This is a genomic window from Streptomyces sp. YS415 (assembly GCF_023544665.1).
Lineage (GTDB): Bacteria > Actinomycetota > Actinomycetes > Streptomycetales > Streptomycetaceae > Streptomyces.
Genome location: NZ_JAMJFL010000015.1, coordinates 94,225 through 109,894, shown reverse-complemented (window position 1 = coordinate 109,894; position 15,670 = coordinate 94,225). Strand labels below are relative to the sequence as shown.

15 protein-coding genes are annotated in these 15,670 nt (G+C 70.9%); 6 read left to right on the top strand and 9 right to left on the bottom strand.

The features are described 5' to 3' along the window. Positions 1–2: 2 nt before the first annotated feature. The 5 genes from M8H82_RS20995 to M8H82_RS20975 all read right to left on the bottom strand — a co-directional run bounded on the left by M8H82_RS20995 (position 3) and on the right by M8H82_RS20975 (position 4,233). Positions 3–962: a glycine betaine ABC transporter substrate-binding protein gene (locus M8H82_RS20995; RefSeq protein WP_250076363.1), complete on the bottom strand. Its 960-nt coding sequence runs from the start codon at positions 960–962 to the stop codon at positions 3–5. Beyond that, positions 959–1,816 carry an ABC transporter permease gene (locus tag M8H82_RS20990; RefSeq protein ID WP_250076362.1) on the bottom strand — a complete coding sequence of 286 codons (858 nt, stop codon included), beginning with the start codon at positions 1,814–1,816 and terminating at the stop codon, positions 959–961. Before M8H82_RS20990 ends, M8H82_RS20995 begins: the two co-directional genes overlap by 4 nt. Beyond that, on the bottom strand, positions 1,813–3,060 hold the full coding sequence (locus tag M8H82_RS20985; RefSeq protein ID WP_250076361.1) for a betaine/proline/choline family ABC transporter ATP-binding protein: 1,248 nt from the start codon (positions 3,058–3,060) through the stop codon (positions 1,813–1,815). The genes M8H82_RS20990 and M8H82_RS20985 overlap by 4 nt, the downstream gene beginning before the upstream one ends. Continuing rightward, positions 3,053–3,700 (bottom strand): ABC transporter permease, encoded by a 648-nt coding sequence (locus M8H82_RS20980; protein ID WP_250076360.1) that lies wholly within the window; start codon positions 3,698–3,700, stop codon positions 3,053–3,055. Before M8H82_RS20980 ends, M8H82_RS20985 begins: the two co-directional genes overlap by 8 nt. Before the next feature lie 62 nt (positions 3,701–3,762). Then, positions 3,763–4,233: an Lrp/AsnC family transcriptional regulator gene (locus tag M8H82_RS20975; protein ID WP_250076359.1), complete on the bottom strand. Its 471-nt coding sequence runs from the start codon at positions 4,231–4,233 to the stop codon at positions 3,763–3,765. 124 nt (positions 4,234–4,357) lie between these two features. On the opposite strand from M8H82_RS20975, the gene hppD reads away from it, so the two are divergent. Then, positions 4,358–5,503, top strand: a complete 1,146-nt coding sequence (hppD, locus tag M8H82_RS20970; RefSeq protein ID WP_250076358.1) for a 4-hydroxyphenylpyruvate dioxygenase — start codon at positions 4,358–4,360, stop codon at positions 5,501–5,503. Here the strand turns inward: hppD and M8H82_RS20965 are convergent. Further along, the gene (locus M8H82_RS20965; RefSeq protein WP_250076357.1) at positions 5,500–6,891 is read right to left on the bottom strand and encodes a tetratricopeptide repeat protein; all 1,392 of its coding nucleotides are present in this window, start codon (positions 6,889–6,891) and stop codon (positions 5,500–5,502) included. The two genes, hppD and M8H82_RS20965, sit on opposite strands and share 4 nt — an antisense overlap. A 98-nt stretch (positions 6,892–6,989) precedes the next feature. Here M8H82_RS20965 and M8H82_RS20960 point away from each other — a divergent pair, with 98 nt between their 5' ends. Continuing rightward, positions 6,990–8,360 (top strand): FAD-binding oxidoreductase, encoded by a 1,371-nt coding sequence (locus M8H82_RS20960; protein WP_250076356.1) that lies wholly within the window; start codon positions 6,990–6,992, stop codon positions 8,358–8,360. Between the two features lie 12 nt (positions 8,361–8,372). On the opposite strand, the gene M8H82_RS20955 is transcribed toward M8H82_RS20960, so the two are convergent. Beyond that, positions 8,373–8,849: an SsgA family sporulation/cell division regulator gene (locus M8H82_RS20955; protein ID WP_250076355.1), complete on the bottom strand. Its 477-nt coding sequence runs from the start codon at positions 8,847–8,849 to the stop codon at positions 8,373–8,375. 231 nt (positions 8,850–9,080) lie between these two features. Between M8H82_RS20955 and M8H82_RS20950 the strand changes: the two genes are divergently transcribed. Then, complete coding sequence (locus M8H82_RS20950; RefSeq protein ID WP_250076354.1) at positions 9,081–10,760, top strand: RDD family protein; 1,680 nt, start codon at positions 9,081–9,083, stop codon at positions 10,758–10,760. A gap of 89 nt (positions 10,761–10,849) precedes the next feature. Continuing rightward, positions 10,850–11,512: an RDD family protein gene (locus tag M8H82_RS20945; protein ID WP_250076353.1), complete on the top strand. Its 663-nt coding sequence runs from the start codon at positions 10,850–10,852 to the stop codon at positions 11,510–11,512. Between the two features lie 9 nt (positions 11,513–11,521). Here M8H82_RS20945 and M8H82_RS20940 read toward each other — a convergent pair whose 3' ends face one another. Next, complete coding sequence (locus M8H82_RS20940; RefSeq protein ID WP_250076352.1) at positions 11,522–11,782, bottom strand: hypothetical protein; 261 nt, start codon at positions 11,780–11,782, stop codon at positions 11,522–11,524. A gap of 400 nt (positions 11,783–12,182) precedes the next feature. On the opposite strand from M8H82_RS20940, the gene M8H82_RS20935 reads away from it, so the two are divergent. Next, positions 12,183–14,555 carry an immune inhibitor A domain-containing protein gene (locus tag M8H82_RS20935; protein WP_250076351.1) on the top strand — a complete coding sequence of 791 codons (2,373 nt, stop codon included), beginning with the start codon at positions 12,183–12,185 and terminating at the stop codon, positions 14,553–14,555. 121 nt (positions 14,556–14,676) lie between these two features. Then, positions 14,677–15,021 carry a hypothetical protein gene (locus M8H82_RS20930; RefSeq protein ID WP_250076350.1) on the top strand — a complete coding sequence of 115 codons (345 nt, stop codon included), beginning with the start codon at positions 14,677–14,679 and terminating at the stop codon, positions 15,019–15,021. Positions 15,022–15,034: 13 nt separating this feature from the next. Here M8H82_RS20930 and M8H82_RS20925 read toward each other — a convergent pair whose 3' ends face one another. Continuing rightward, positions 15,035–15,625 carry an isochorismatase family protein gene (locus M8H82_RS20925; RefSeq protein WP_250076349.1) on the bottom strand — a complete coding sequence of 197 codons (591 nt, stop codon included), beginning with the start codon at positions 15,623–15,625 and terminating at the stop codon, positions 15,035–15,037. Positions 15,626–15,670: the final 45 nt, after the last annotated feature.

The following is a 15,670-nucleotide window of genomic DNA, read 5'->3' as shown; positions in this document are numbered from 1 at the left end:
GCTCAGCCCTCCTCGACGAACCCTTCCTGCAGCATCCACTCCAGCGCGACCTCGTGCGGGTCCTCGCCCTCCACGTCCACCTTCGCGTTCAGTTCCCGCGCCACCGTGTTGTTCAGCTTCTTCGTGACGGGGGCCAGGATGTCCGCGATCTCCGGGTACTCCTCCAGCGTCTTCGTGTGGACCATCGGGGCGGCGTTGTAGTTGGGGAAGAACTTCTTGTCGTCCTCCATCACCACCAGGTCCATCGACTTGATCCGGCCGTCGGTGGTGAAGACCTCGCCGAAGGTGCAGCTGCCCTTCGCCGCCTGCGTGTAGATGATCCCGGTGTCCATCTGGGTGACGTTCTTCGCCGGGATGTCCATGCCGTACTCCTTCGCCATGCCCGGCAGCCCGTCCGCCCGGTTGGCGAACTGGTTCTCCACGCACAGCGTCACCGCGCCCGGGTCCTTCTTCGCCAGCTCCGCCACGTCCGACAGCGTTTTCGTGCCGTACTTCTCGGCGTTGGCCCGGTTCATCGCCAGGGCGTAGGTGTTGTTCAAAGGTGACGGCTCCAGCCACGTCACCCCGTTCTCGCGGTCCGCGTCCCGCACCGCCTCCCACTGCTCGCGCGGATCGGGCAACGGCTCGGTGTTGCCGAGGTAGTTGATCCATCCGGTGCCGGTGTACTCGTAGTCCGCGTCCGCCGCGCCGCTCTTGACCGCCTCCCGCGAGCCGATCGAGCCCTGGATCCCGGTGCGGTCCAGCACATCAGCGCCGGCCGCCTGGAAGGCGATGCCCATGATCGCCCCCAGGATCAGCTGTTCGCTGAACTCCTTGGACGTGACGGTCAGATCGGCGCCCTTCAGCGGCTCGCCCTTGCCGATCGAGCCGGGCCGGACGTCGTCGACCATGGGGGAGCCGCTGGTCAACCCGCAGGCGGACACCAGCGCCCCGGTCAGCAGCAGACACGCGGCCCGTCTCATGTCCCCACCTCCAGTCCGCGCGGCCTGAGCAGCAGTTCGGCCAGCGAGGCCAGCCAGTCCACCAGCAGGGCCAGCGACACCGTGAGGATCGAGCCGAGCACCAGCACCGGCATGCGCTGGTTGGTGATGCCGGTGGTGATCAGCACCCCCAGGCCGCCGCCCCCGCCGAAGGTCGCCAGAGTCGCCGTGCCCACGTTCAGGACGAGGGCCGTGCGGACCCCGGCCAGGATCAGCGGGACCGCCAGCGGCAGCTCGACCCGGGACAGCACGCCCATTGAGGACATACCGATGCCGCGCGCCGCCTCCAGCAGCGTCGGATCGTTCGCCTTCAGGCCCGCGATCGTGTTCGACAGCACCGGCAGGATCGCGTAGAGGGTGATGCCGATCAGCGCCGACCTCGTGCCCGTGCCCAGCCAGATCACCAGCAGGGCGAGCAGGCCGATCGCGGGGGTGGCCTGGCCCATGTTGGCGATGGTCATCGCCACCGGGGTCGCCTTGCGGAACGCCTTGCGGGTCAGCAGGATCCCCAGCGGGATCGCGATGATCAGCACGAAGAAGGTGGAGACCACGGTCAGTTCGATGTGCTGCCACAGCGCCTTGGACACCTGGCCGTCGGCGAGCGCGTTCTCGGAGATCGGGTCCAGGTCGGCCTGCCGGAACCAGAGCCAGGTCGCCAGCAGCACCGCCACCAGCAGCGCCGGCAGGAAGGTCAGCTTCTGCCAGCTCACCCGGCGGGCGGTGACCGCCCGCGGCGGGGGCGCCTCCGGTTCGGCCTCGTCGTCGTCACGGAAGGCGAGCCCCTTGACCTCGTGTTCGCCCTCGGGGCGCTGCCGCTGCTCGGGGGAGGTGCTCACGCCTTCTCCTCCCCTCCCATGCCCTCCTGCTCGGCGTGCGTCTGGGGCGCCCGCGCCGACTCCAGATCGTGCTGGTGCTCCATCGCCTCCAGCCGGTCCGCCTCCAGCAGTTCGTGCACGGAGTTCATCAGCGTCTCCATGTCGACGACGCCTTCGTACGCGCCGCGCCGCCCGGTGACCGCGACCCGGCCCGCGTTGTCGGTGAGGACCGCCTCCAGGGCGTCGCGCAGGGTGGCGTCCCGGGTGACCGTGTCGTGCACCAGCGTGCCCGCGCGGGCCAGGGAGCCCTTGGCCCGCATCAGGTCGCCCCGCCGCAGCCACTTGTAGGGCCGGCCGCGCTTGTCGAGCAGCAGGATCTCGTTGGTGCCGCTGGAGCGGAGCTTGTTGAAGATCTCCTGGAGCGGGTCGTCCACGGTCACCGTCGGGTAGTCGGTGATCTCCACGTCCCGTACGCGCGTCAGGTTCAGCCGCTTCAGCGCCGCGCCGGCGCCGACGAACCCGGAGACGAAGTCGTCGGCCGGGTTGGTGAGGATCGCCTCCGGGGTGTCGAACTGGGCGATGTGCGAGTGCTCGCGCAGCACGGCGATCCGGTCACCGAGCTTGATCGCCTCGTCGAAGTCGTGGGTGACGAAGACGATCGTCTTGTGCAGCTCGTGCTGCAACCTGATCAGCTCGTCCTGCAGATGGTCCCGGGTGATCGGGTCGACCGCGCCGAACGGCTCGTCCATCAGCAGGACCGGGGGATCGGCGGCCAGCGCCCGGGCCACGCCCACCCGCTGCTGCTGACCGCCCGAGAGCTGGCGCGGATAGCGGCCGTGGAACTCCCCCGGGTCGAGCCCGACCAGGTCGAGCAGCTCCTCCACCCGGTTCTTGATCCGCCCCTTGGGCCAGCCGACCATCTTCGGCACCAGCGCGATGTTCTGCGCGACCGTCATGTGCGGGAACAGACCGGCCGACTGGATGGCGTACCCGACCTTCCGGCGCAGCTTCACCGGGTCGATGTCGGTGACGTCCTCACCGCCGATCCGGATCCGGCCACCGGTCGGTTCGATCAACCGGTTGATCATCTTGAGCGTCGTGGACTTCCCGCACCCCGACGGGCCCACGAAGATGACGATCTCGCCCGCCTGGATCTCCATGTTGACGTTGTCGACGGCCGGGGCAGGACTGCCCGGATACCGCTTGGTCAGGTTCTCCAGCTCGATCGAGGCCCCGGACGTACCGGACGTACTGGACTCAGGCACGGATCCCCCTGGGAATGGTCAGCCGTCCGATCAGGACGTACGCGGCATCGAACAGCAGGGCCAGGACGATGATCCCGAGCGTGCCCGCCAGCACCTGGTTGAGCGCGTTCTTGCTGCCCAGCGAGGCGATGCCGCGGAAGATCTCGTTGCCGAGGCCGGGACCCGAGGCGTAGGCCGCGATCGCCGCGATGCCCATCAGCATCTGTGTGGAGACCCGGATGCCGGTCAGGATCGGCGGCCAGGCCAGCGGCAGCTCGATCCGGGCCAGCCGCATCAGCCGGGACATCCCGATGCCCTTGGCCGCGTCCACCAGGGTGGGATCGACCCCGCGCAGTCCGACGATCGCGTTGCGCACGATCGGCAGCAGCCCGTACAGCGTCAGCGCGATCACCGTGGGCGGGACGCCGAGGCCGACGATCGGGATGAGCAGACCGATCATGGCGAGCGACGGAATGGTCAGGATGGCCGAGGTGGTCGTCGTGGCGAGGTTCCCGGCCCAGTCGCTGCGATAGGTGACGGCCCCGATCAGCACGCCCAGCAGGGTCGCGATGACCATGCACTGGAACACGGCGCTCGCGTGCTGGTAGGCGTCGGTGAGCAACTGCTGGTGGCGGGTGGCCAGGTACTCCCAGAAGTTCACACGCTCACCCCAGCCGCTCGACGGTCAGCTCCGCTCCCGGGCCCCTCGACCGCCGGCTCACCTCACTCGGCGGCCGCCGCCTGCTCCACCAGCGGGATGACCCGCAGCGGCACAGGGTTCTCCATCACGATCGCGGTGGAGGCCCGGACGATCCCATCAAAACCGACAACCCGGTCGATGACCCGTTGCAGATCGGCGTTCGAGCGGGCCACGAGCCGGCACAGCATGTCCCCGCTGCCGGTGGTCGTGTGCAGCTCCAGCACCTCCGGCACCGTCGTCAAGTGCGCCCGGACGTCGGGCCCTTGGCCCTGCCGGATCTGGAGCGTGGCGAAGGCGGTGACCGGATAACCGAGCGCCGCCGGATCCACCTGCGGACCGAAGCCCCGGATGACTCCGTTCGACTGAAGCCGGTCCAGCCGCGCCTGCACGGTCCCGCGGGCCACGCCCAGCCGCCGGGACATCTCCAACACCCCGATCCGCGGCTCCCGCGCGAGCAGCACGATGATGCGCCCGTCCAGCTGATCGATCCCCATGGGCCCCTCCCGGCACTGGTCATCCTGTACAGAAAGCCCGCCGAGACGGGCGTATCACTGCGCACATTGCCCAGCGATTACGCAAACTATTGCGCACCTTGCGAGGTGGGGCCAGGCTTCGGCTATGACGCAGACCACAGACCACACTCCCGACACCGCCCGGCAGGCCGACCCCTTCCCGGTCAAGGGAATGGACGCGGTCGTCTTCGCCGTGGGCAACGCCAAGCAGGCGGCGCACTACTACTCCACCGCCTTCGGCATGAAGCTGGTCGCCTACTCCGGACCGGAGAACGGCACCCGCGAGACCGCCTCGTACGTCCTGGAGAACGGCTCGGCCCGCTTCGTCCTCACCTCGGTGATCAAGCCCGCCACCGAGTGGGGCCACTTCCTCGACCGGCACGTGGCCGAGCACGGCGACGGCGTCATCGACCTGTCCATCGAGGTCCCGGACGCCCGCGCCGCCTACGCCCACGCCCTCGAGCACGGCGCCCGCTCCGTCGCCGAGCCCTACGAGCTGAAGGACGAGCACGGCACGGTCGTCCTCGCCGCCATCGCCACCTACGGCGAGACCCGCCACACCCTCGTCGAGCGCACCGGCTACGACGGCCCGTACCTGCCCGGCTACACCGCCGCCGCCCCGCTCGTCGCGCCGCCCGCGCAGCGCACCTTCCAGGCGATCGACCACTGCGTCGGCAACGTGGAACTCGGCCGCATGAACGAGTGGGTCGGCTTCTACAACAACGTCATGGGCTTCACGAACATGAAGGAGTTCGTGGGCGACGACATCGCCACCGAGTACAGCGCGCTGATGTCGAAGGTGGTGGCCGACGGCACGCTCAAGGTCAAGTTCCCGATCAACGAGCCCGCCATCGCCAAGAAGAAGTCCCAGATCGACGAGTACCTGGAGTTCTACGGCGGCGCCGGCGTCCAGCACATCGCGCTGAACACCAACGACATCGTCGCCACCGTGCGCACCATGCGCGCGGCCGGAGTCCAGTTCCTCGACACCCCGGACTCCTACTACGACACCCTCGGCGAGTGGGTCGGCGACACCCGCGTCCCCGTCGAGACCCTGCGCGAGCTGAAGATCCTCGCCGACCGGGACGAGGACGGCTATCTGCTGCAGATCTTCACCAAGCCGGTCCAGGACCGTCCGACCGTCTTCTTCGAGCTGATCGAGCGCCACGGCTCGATGGGCTTCGGCAAGGGCAACTTCAAGGCCCTCTTCGAGGCGATCGAGCGCGAGCAGGCCAAGCGCGGCAACCTCTAGAGCGCTTCCGGCGCGGGCTCGCCCAGCTCGTCCAGGGCCCGGCGGGCCCGCGCCACGTGCAGCGCCGAGAAGTACGGGTTGATCCGCAGCGCCTCCTGAAGATGGCGCCGGGCGGGACCGGACCGCTCCAGGTCCCGCTCGATCATCCCGCGGTGGTAGGCATACAGCGCGCTGCGCACCCCGCCGCCCTTCGTCCTGTCGGTCGCGATCCGCGCGAACCGCAGCGCCTCCTCGTCGTTTCCGGCCCGGTGCAGCGCCCACCCCAGCGCGTCCGCCACCGCGATCCCGGGCTGCCGCTTCCACTCGGCCCGCAGCCGCCGTACGGCCGCTTGCGGGTCCCCGTGGTCCGCCTCGAACCGGCCGAGCACCAACTGTTCGTCGGCCCCGGCCGCGGTGGCCCGGCGCACCTGGTCGCGCAGCACGTCGTACTGCACCCGGGCCGCCTGCCCGAGCCCGAGGGATTCGTACAACTCGCCCAGCTCCAAGGCGTACTCGGGCAGCGGCTGCTTGGCGAGGGCGACCCGGTAGGCGTTCAGCGCCTCGGTGGTGCGGCCGAGGGCCGCCAGCGCCCGGCCCTGCCCGGCCTGCGCGGCCCGCTGGTCCGGGTCGAGCCGCACCGCCTCCTGGAAGTGGCGCAGCGCCCCCTCCCGGTCGCCGCGCTCCCAGGCCAGCTGCCCGCCCCGCTCCAGGTACGCGGCCCGCTCGGCCGGCGCCTCGGCGGCCGCCGCCGCGTCGGAGAGGGCGGCCGCCGCGTCCTCGCGCCAGCCGTGGTCCCGGTAGACGGCCCCGGCCCGGGCCAGCACCGCGGGCCCGGAGCGCAGCTCCAGCAGCCGGTCCAGGGTCCTCTTCGCCGCCTTGTACTCGCCCGTCCCCGTATAGGCGTCGATCAGCAGCGGGTACGTCGTCCAGCGCTTCGGTTCCAGCTTCAGCGCCGCCTCGCCCCACGTCCGCGCGGCGCGGAAGTCCCGGCGCGCGTTCGCCAGCGCGGCAAGACCGCCGAGCGCCTCGGCATTGCCCTTCGCCCGCACCTTCAGGGAGGTCCGCAGCGCCCGCTCGGCCTTCGGGTAGTACGCCGGGTCCGCCGTCCGCCGCCCCAGCTCCACATAGGCGGTCCCGAGCACCGCCCAGGACCGGGCGTCCCCCGGGTGCTCGCGCACACGGCTCTCCCGCTCGTCGATCAGCACCGCCAGGTCGGGCAGCGCGGCCGGTACGCCGGTGGTGACCGCGGCCAGCGCCTGGGCACCCGGCGCCGGTGCGGGCGGCGCGCCCGTCCGCGCCTCCCACGGCAGCAGCGTCAGGACCCCGCCCAGCACGGCACACCCCACGGCCGAACCGACCAGCACCCGTCGGCCGGCCCACCGGCGCCGCTCCTCCTGTTGGTTCTCCATGGCGCTCACTGTGCGCCAGTACGACGACCACATTCCCGTACCGAAAGCCCCCCGCCAGCGGGGTTCACACCGATGGCCCCCGGTGTCAGGCTGTGATCATGAGCCACGACCTCGTCAACCGGCTGCTCACCGCTCTGCCCGCCGAGGCGGTCCTCACCGACCCCGACATCACGGGCTCCTACGCGCACGACATGGCCAGCTTCTGCCCGGCGGGCGTCCCGGCCGCGGTCGTCCTGCCGCGGACGGTCGAGCAGGTCCAGCACGTCATGCGCACCGCCACCGACCTGCGCGTGCCGGTCGTCCCGCAGGGCGCCCGCACCGGCCTGTCCGGCGCGGCCAACGCCAGCGACGGCTGCATCGTGCTGTCCCTGACCCGGATGGACCGGATCCTGGAGATCAACCCGGTCGACCGCATCGCCGTCGTCGAACCGGGCGTCGTCAACGCCGCCCTGTCCCGCGCGGTCGGCGAACACGGCCTGTATTACCCGCCGGACCCCTCCAGCTGGGAGCAGTGCACGATCGGCGGCAACATCGGCACCGCCTCCGGGGGCCTGTGCTGTGTGAAGTACGGGGTGACGGCCGAGTACGTCCTCGGCCTCGACGTCGTCCTCGCCGACGGACGGCTGATGACCACCGGCCGCCGTACGGCGAAGGGGGTCGCGGGCTACGACCTGACCCGCCTGTTCGTCGGCTCCGAGGGCTCACTGGGCATCGTCGTACGGGCCGTCCTGGCGCTGAAGCCGCAGCCGCCGCGGCAGCTGGCGCTGGCGGCCGAGTTCGCCTCCGCGGCCGAGGCCTGCGACGCGGTGTGCCGGATCATGGCCGGCGGACACGTCCCGTCCCTCCTCGAACTGATGGACCGTACGACCGTCAAGGCCGTCAACGACCTGGCGCACATGGGGCTCCCGGAGACCACCGAGGCCCTTCTCCTCGCCGCCTTCGACACCCCGGACCCGGCCCCCGACCTCGCCGCGGTGGGCGCCCTGTGCGAGGCCGCGGGCGCCACCCAGGTCGTCCCCGCCGAGGACCCGGCCGAGTCCGAACTGCTCCTCCAGGCGCGGCGGTTGTCCCTCACCGCGCTGGAGGCCGTGCGGGGCGTGACGATGATCGACGACGTGTGCGTGCCGCGGTCCCGGCTCGGCGACATGCTCGAGGGCGTCGACCGGATCGCCGAGAAGTACCAGCTGACCATCGGTGTCGTCGCGCACGCGGGCGACGGCAACACCCATCCCACGGTCTGCTTCGACGCGCAGGACCCCGACGAGTCCCGGCGCGCCCGCGAGTCCTTCGACGAGATCATGGCGCTCGGTCTGGAACTCGGCGGCACCATCACCGGCGAGCACGGCGTCGGCGTCCTGAAGAAGGAGTGGCTGGCGCGCGAGATCGGCCCGGTGGGAGTGGAGCTGCAGCGGGGGATCAAGCAGGTCTTCGACCCGCTCGGCATCCTGAACCCGGGAAAGCTCTTCTGACGCCTGCGGGGCTCACTCCCCGTCCGTGGACTCGTCGCTCGGCCAGGGGTCGCGCAGCCACAGGTCGTCGGCCGGGGTCGGGGCGAGCAGCTCGGCCAGGCCGTCGTCGATGCCGAGCCGCTCGGCCTCGGAGCCCGGCGGGACCACCCGCAGGGTCCGCTCCAGCCAGGCCGACACCTGCGCGGCCGGGGCCTCCAGCAGGGCGTCCCCGTCGGGTGAACTCAGCGCCATCAGCACGACGTTGCGGCCCTCGACCTTCGTCGGCCACACCCGTACGTCCCCGTGGCCGCACGGGCGGAACACCCCCTCCACGAGGAGTTCACGGGCGAAGGTCCAGTCGACGGGGCGGTCGGAGTTGATGTGGAAGGCGACGTGGACGGCGTACGGGTCGTCGCTGCGGTAGCTCAGCCGGGCCGGGACCGGGATGCTGCGCTCGGGCGACAGGACGAGCTTGAGCTCCAGCTCCCGCTCCACCACGGTGGGGTGCATGGCGTCGGTGTCCTCTCTGGTGACGTCTCGTACGAGGGGAGAGAGGGGCGGGCCCGGAGCATTACGCGGGTCCGCGCGACTTTTTCTCCGTCTCCCGGAAGGTCTCGCGAAACGTCTCCCGAAACGTCTCCCGAAAGGGGTGGGTACCGCGGGACTGGCGGTGGGGGTTGCCCGCGTCTGATAGATGTGGAGGCCCCCAAATGACCCCCGAGCAGATACGGGACGACGGACATGAGCGCCCCAACCCCGGCCCCCGGTGACGACAGGCCCCGCGAAGGGTATTACCCGGACCCGTCCATTCCTGGATATGTCCGGTACTGGAACGGTGCCTCCTGGGTACCGGGCACCAGCCGTCCGGCGCCCACGGACGGCGAACCGCTCGCCCCGCCGTCCGGCGCGGCCCCGGCCCCGGCCCCGGTCGAGGAGACGGGTCCGCACTTCTTCGACGAGGACCCGGTCGGCGAACCCGCCCCGGCCCAGGGCCGGTCCCAGCACGGCAACCGCCCCGAGCCCGCCGTGGCGTGGGGCGCCGACCGCTCCCGTCAGTCCGGCTTCGGCGGCGACCAGGACCGCCGGGTCTCCTGGGGCGGCGCCCCCGACCCGCGCACCCCGGCCCCGGCCGACGGCACCGCCCCGCGGACGGACGGCACGGCCACGATCCCGCCGGCCGAGGACGCGGCCGCCAACAACACCTTCGTCTTCCGCCGCCCGACCCCGGGCCCGGCCGCACAGGGCACCCCCGACCCCGGGGCCCCCGACACGGACCAGGGCACCATGACGTTCCGCGCCGTGTCCCCGCGCACGGGTCGCCAGGACGGGGCGCCCGGAGCACACCAGGGGCGCACCCCGGCCGCGCCTCCCGGCCAGGGGGCCAATGACGTGGCGGGTACGGCTGCGGCGGGCGCGCCTGGTCCGGGTGCTGGTGCCGGTGGTGCAGGCGGTTTCGGCGCGCATCCCGGGGCCGGTACGGCGTCGGCGGGTGCCGCTGCCTCAGCCGGTGCCAGTGGATTCGGCGCCCCCGCCGCCCAGGGCCCCGGGTTCGCCGCGGGCAAGGCCGCCGTGGACCGGGCCGCCGTGCAGGGGCAGCAGGCCCAAGCCGCCGCCCCCACCGCCCTCTCCGGCCCGCAGGCGGCCTCGGCGGTCCCCCAGCAGTCGGGCCCGCAGGGCCTGCAGTCGAGCCCCCGGTCGAACCCCCGGTCCGGCCCGCAGCCCGGCCCCCAGTCCGCCCCGCAGGCCGCATCCCAGGTCCCGGCTCAGGGCGGCGGCGCCCCGGCCGGGACCCCCCTCACCAGTGGCCCCGGCGGCGGCCAGCCCTCCTGGGCGCAGCAGGTGCACCGGCTCGCCGGAGCGCCCGGCGAGGAGCAGCCCGTCGCGCCCTGGAAGCCGCCGGTCGAGGACATCTTCCAGGCGGCCGCCCGGCGCCAGGCGTCCGCGCGGCCCGCCTCCCTCGGCAAGCGGTTCGCCGCCCGGCTGCTCGACACCGTCGTCCTCGCGGGCGTGACCGGCGTGGCCGCCGTACCGCTCGGCCTCAAGGCGATCGACCACGTCGACGAGAAGATCGACGCGGCCAAGCTCTCCGGCGAGACCGTCACCGTATGGCTGCTGGACGCCACCACGTCGATGTACCTCGGCATCGTGCTGGCCGTCCTGCTGGTCTTCGGCGCCCTCTACGAGGCGCTGCCCACCGCCAAGTGGGGCCGCACCCTGGGCAAGAAGCTGTTCGGCCTGGAGGTGCGGGACATCGAGGCGCACGAACCGCCGTCCTTCGGCGGGGCCCTGCGCCGGTGGCTCGTCTACAGCGTCCCCGGACTGCTCGTCATCGGGGTCGTCGGCATCCTGTGGTGCCTGTTCGACAAGCCGTGGCGCCAGTGCTGGCACGACAAGGCCGCGGGCACGTTCGTCTCGGGATGACGGGGTACGGCGAGCCGCCGGGCTGATGCCGTACCCCGGACGGCCGCTCGCCGGATGCGCGGGCGCGAGGTTCGCGGTCGACTCGGGCCATGAGCAGCGAACCGCCCCCCGGATCCGGTCAGCAGCCGCCGGAAGACGACCCGTTCAGGAAGCAGCCCCCGTCCGGGGAACCCGGTGCGGGCGCCGGCTCGCCCTACGACGCCCCGCCCGGGGGCCAGGGCGGCCAGCCGCCGCCGTACGGCGGACCCTACGGCGGTGACCCCTACGGCGGCGGTGGAGGCTTCCCGGCCGATCCGCTCGCGGGCATGCCCCCGCTCGCCGACAGCGGCAAGCGCACGCTCGCCCGGATCATCGACATGGTGATGGTGGCCGTCGTGGTCTGGCTGCTCACCTGGGCGTTCCGGGTCAGCGAGCTGGACATGAACGCCGACGACGTCGATTACGGCAAGTCCTTCGGGCAGTCCCTGATCGCCGCCCTGCTCTACATCGGCTACGACACCTTCATGATCGCCAAGTCCGGGCAGACGCTCGGCAAGAAGTGGCTGGGCATGCGGGTGGCCAACCTGGACAACGGCGCCACGCCCTCCACGCAGACCGCGCTGGTCCGCTCCCTGGTGCTGTGGATCCCGTTCGCCTTCTGCTGCGCCTGCGTCTGGACCGCGATCTGCGGCGGCTGGAGCTTCTTCGACCGGCCCTACAAGCAGGGCCTGCACGACAAGGCGGCCAAGACGGTGGTGGTCAGCACCCGCTAGGCCCGGACGTCAGGAGGCGGCCCGCTCGGGTACCTGGGCGGGGGCGGGCGCGTCCTCGGCGGGGACCGGGGACGGCCTGCGCATGGCGATCACGCGGGCCTTGGGCGTCGGCACGGTCAGCGCGACCAGCAGCCCGAGGACGAGCGCCGCGACGGCGATGAGTGCGATCCCCGCACCCGAACTCGTCTGTGACAGCAGCAGCATGGCGAGGGTCGACAGGAGCACGGTGCACGAACCGTAGGCGAGCTGTGCGGCGGTCGGACGAGGCATGGTCATCGTGTCCTCGGATTCGGGGGTACACGGGGGGTGTGGGCCTGGCAATCCGCCAACTATCGGGCGTTCCGCCAGTCGACTCTAATCGCCTGCATGCCCGAGCGGAACGAACAGTAAGCGTGACCTAACCAACAGTACCGGTGCATGGGGGGCGCACGGAGTCATGGCGTCCACCCAGTGGACGGCGTCACGCGCCTGTCCGGGGGCTCGCGAGTGTCCGTAAAGCGGACCTCGACTCCGCATAGTGCAGTTGACCTGTTCAAGTCAAGGTCTGTCTTTTCCCGTGAACCTCTAGTCAAATGTCGTCACTTGACTACACGCGTTGATCACGCGCGCGCGAAATCCATGACCCGGAACCCTCCCGTCGTGCGCGCTCGAACGCGGGGGAGGATCTCAAGTGACGAACAGGAACTGGACGTTCAGAGCGGCCGCGACGGCTGTCGCGCTCGCGGCGGCCACCGCCACGCTCTCGGCGTTCACCACGGCCCAGGCCGACGACACGGCCTCGAGCCCCATCGACCGGCACGACCCGGCGCCGGTGCACCAGGAGCACGAGCACGACCTCGAAGGCCCGCTGAGCAAGACCCAGGACGCCCAGCGCGAAGAGGCCCTGAAGCAGGTCATCTCGGGCAAGGCCGAGGTGAAGGAGCGCGAGGGCTCGAAGGTCGTCGAGCTCAAGAGCCGGAAGGGCGACAGCAAGTACGTCGAGCTCGGCCGCGAGAAGACCGACAAGATCTTCACGATCCTGGTGGAGTTCGGCGAGCAGACCAAGCCCGAGTTCGGCGGCACCCCCGGCCCGCTGCACAACGAGATAGCCGAGCCGGACCGCACCCAGGACAACAGCACGGCCTGGCAGGCGGACTACAACCAGAAGCACTTCGAGGACCTCTACTTCGGCACCGGCAAGGGTGTCGAGTCGATGAGGAAGTACTACGAGAAGCAGTCCTCGGGCCGCTACTCCATCGAGGGCGAGGTCTCCGACTGGGTCAAGGTCCCCTACAACGAGGCCCGTTACGGCAACAACAAGTGCGGCGAGACCAACTGCCCGAGCGTGTGGAACATCGTCAGCGACGGTGTGACGGCCTGGGTCGCCCAGCAGAAGGCAGCGGGGCGGACCGACGCCGAGATCCAGGCGGACGTCAAGCAGTTCGACCAGTGGGACCGCTACGACTTCGACGGCGACGGCGACTTCAACGAGTCCGACGGCTACATCGACCACTTCCAGGTCGTGCACGCCGGTGAGGACGAGTCCGCGGGTGGCGGCGCCCAGGGCGAGGACGCGATCTGGGCCCACCGCTGGTACGCCTTCGGCACCGACGCCGGCGCCACCGGCCCCGACGGCAACCGGCTCGGCGGCGCGCAGATCGGCGACACCGGGATCTGGGTCGGCGACTACACGGTCCAGCCGGAGAACGGCGGACTCGGCGTCTTCGCCCACGAGTACGGCCACGACCTCGGTCTGCCGGACCACTACGACACCACCGGCGGCGGCGAGAACTCCACCGGCTTCTGGACCCTCATGTCCTCCGGCTCCTGGCTCGGCACCGGCAAGGAGGCCATCGGCGACCTGCCCGGTGACATGACCTCCTGGGACAAGCTCCAGCTGGGCTGGCTCGACTACGCCACGGCGAAGGCCGCGACCAGGTCGAAGCACAAGCTGGGCGTCGCCGAGTACAACACCAAGAACAAGCAGGCGCTCATCGTCGAGCTGCCCAAGAAGGCGGTGACGACCGAGATCGTCGCCCCGGCCGAGGGCACGCACCAGTGGTGGAGCGGCAGCGGTGACAACCTCAAGAACACGCTGACCCGTTCCGTCGACCTCACCGGCACGTCCTCGGCGACGCTGGCCTTCGACGGCTGGTACGCCATCGAGGCGGGCTACGACTACCTCTACACCGAGGTCTCCACCGACGGCGGCGCCAACTGGACCGCCCTGGACGGCACCGCGGACGGCCAGGCCATCCCGCGCGACGGCAGCGACAAGCCCGCGCTGAGCGGCTTCTCGGAGACGTACAAGAAGCTGTCCTTCCCGCTGGACGCCTACGCCGGCAAGAAGATCGACCTGCGCTTCCGCTACGCCACCGACGGCGGCGTGGCCGAGAAGGGCTTCGCGGCCGACCGGATCTCGGTCATTGCTGGGGGTACCCCCTCTGGGGGAGGCACCGCGCTGTTCACCGACACCGCCGAGACGGCGGACGCGGCCTGGACGGCGAACGGCTTCCAGCGCATGGGTGCGTCGTTCACCAAGGACTACGCGCAGTACTACATCGCCGAGAACCGCCAGTACGTGTCGTACGACAAGACCCTGAAGGTCGGCCCGTACAACTTCGGCTTCTCGACGACCCGTCCGAGCTGGGTGGAGCACTACCCGTACCAGAACGGCCTGTTGATCTGGAAGTGGGACACCTCCCAGGCGGACAACAACACCAGCGTGCACCCGGGCACCGGCCTGATCCTGCCGGTCGACTCGCACCCGGCGGCGCTGAAGTGGTCCGACGGCACGCCGATGCGCAGCCGGATCCAGTCCTACGACTCGCCGTTCAGCCTGTACCGCACGGACGGCATCACGCTGCACAACGCGGACGTCGCGACCAGGATCCCCTCGTCGAAGGGGGTGCCGGTCTTCAACGACCACACGCACACCTACTACGACAAGGCGACCCCGCTGGCCGGTGTCAACGTCACTGACACCAACACCAAGATCAAGATCGTCAAGGAGGCCAAGAACGGCTCGACGATCTCGGTCGAGGTCGGGCCCGCGGTGAAGTAAGCGTCATTTTCGCAGGTCAGAAGCGTATCGGCGGTGACCCCTGGCGGGTTGCCGCCGATCCGTGTTTAGGTGCGTCCTGTGGCTCTCTTATTGACACCGACGCACACGGGGATGTGACCGCATGGCCGCAGGAGGTTTCTGCAAGCTGCCGACCGGCAGCGTGGTGGTGGCGCTGAACCTGCCGATGCCCACCGCGAGCGGCACCGGCTCGGTCCGTTTCCTGGTGCACGCCCAGAACCGTGCGCGAGCCCTGACCAGGCTCCGCAATCTGGGCCTGCGCGCGGTCTACCTGCGCGGCAACGCCGCCCCGCCGACCCCGGACGAGATCACCGCGGTCCTGCACCACCCCGACGGTCTGATATGGCGGACGGCCCCTGACAACGGTGTCGCCCTGGCCCCGGACCTCGCCCAGGAGCTGTGGCGCCCGATCAGAGCCCTGCTGCGAAGACCGACGGCCCAGGCCTAGCCGCGCACCGGACCTAGGCGACGACCGGCTTCCCGGTCAGTTCGACGCCGGCCTCGCGCATCTCCTCCAGGGCGCGGCCGGTGGTCTCCTCGGCGACTCCCGCGGTCAGGTCCAGCAGCACGTGCGTACGGAAACCCTCCCGGGCCGCGTCCACGGCCGTGGCCCGGACGCAGTGGTCGGTGGCGATGCCCACCACGTCCACCTCGGAGACCTCCCGGGCCCGCAGCCAGTCGGCGAGCGTCACGCCGTTCTCGTCGGCCCCCTCGAAGCCGCTGTAGGCGGCCGCGTACGCCCCCTTGTCGAAGACGGCGTCGACCGCGCCGGAGGCGACCGCGGGGGCGAAGTTCGGGTGGAAGCCGACGCCCTCGGTGCCGGCCACGCAGTGCGCCGGCCAGGAGTGCGTGTAGTCCGGGTTGTCGGCGAAGTGGCCGCCGGGCGCGATGTGGTGGTCGCGGGTGGCCACCACGTGCTGGTAGCCGGAACCGGCGGCCTGCCCGACCAGCTCGGTGATGGCGGCGGCGACATCCGCGCCCCCGGCCACCGCGAGGCTGCCCCCCTCGCAGAAGTCGTTCTGCACGTCTACGACGATCAAGGCGCGGCGCATGGTGGCTGTCCTTCGACTAAGGGTGAACTCACGAGCCTAGAGACT